Genomic DNA, 381 nt, shown 5'->3' on the forward strand with positions numbered 1-381 from the left:
TTTCTCCTTTTTATGTTCTATTCTGGAGGCAGCATTCCTGAGTTTTACTCCTTCCTTTCTTCGCATAAAAGCCCGCGAGGGAAAGGCTTATGCCACCACCCTGACAAAATTCAAGCAGGATGTTGACAAACCTCTTATAGCAATTCTCACTATCAACACCATTGCTCACACGGTGGGCGCGATCCTGGTGGGGGTGCAGGCCGAAAAAGTCTATGGAGATGGTGGCAACGCAGTGGGAATAGTGTCGGCAGTAATGACTTTGGCCATTCTCATTCTTTCTGAAATTATTCCGAAGACCATAGGTGCCACTTACTGGAAATCCCTGGGGAATTTTACTGCTAAAACACTCACCATCTTTGTGCTGCCACTTAAATATACCGG

At 46.2% G+C, this 381-nt stretch carries 1 protein-coding gene; it reads left to right on the forward strand.

Annotation, left to right across the window (positions count from 1 at the left end):
* Window positions 1-381: DUF21 domain-containing protein (locus HC176_RS17420; RefSeq protein WP_245234953.1), on the forward strand; the 381-nt coding region annotated here is incomplete at both ends.

It is taken from the genome of Tamlana crocina (assembly GCF_012037625.1).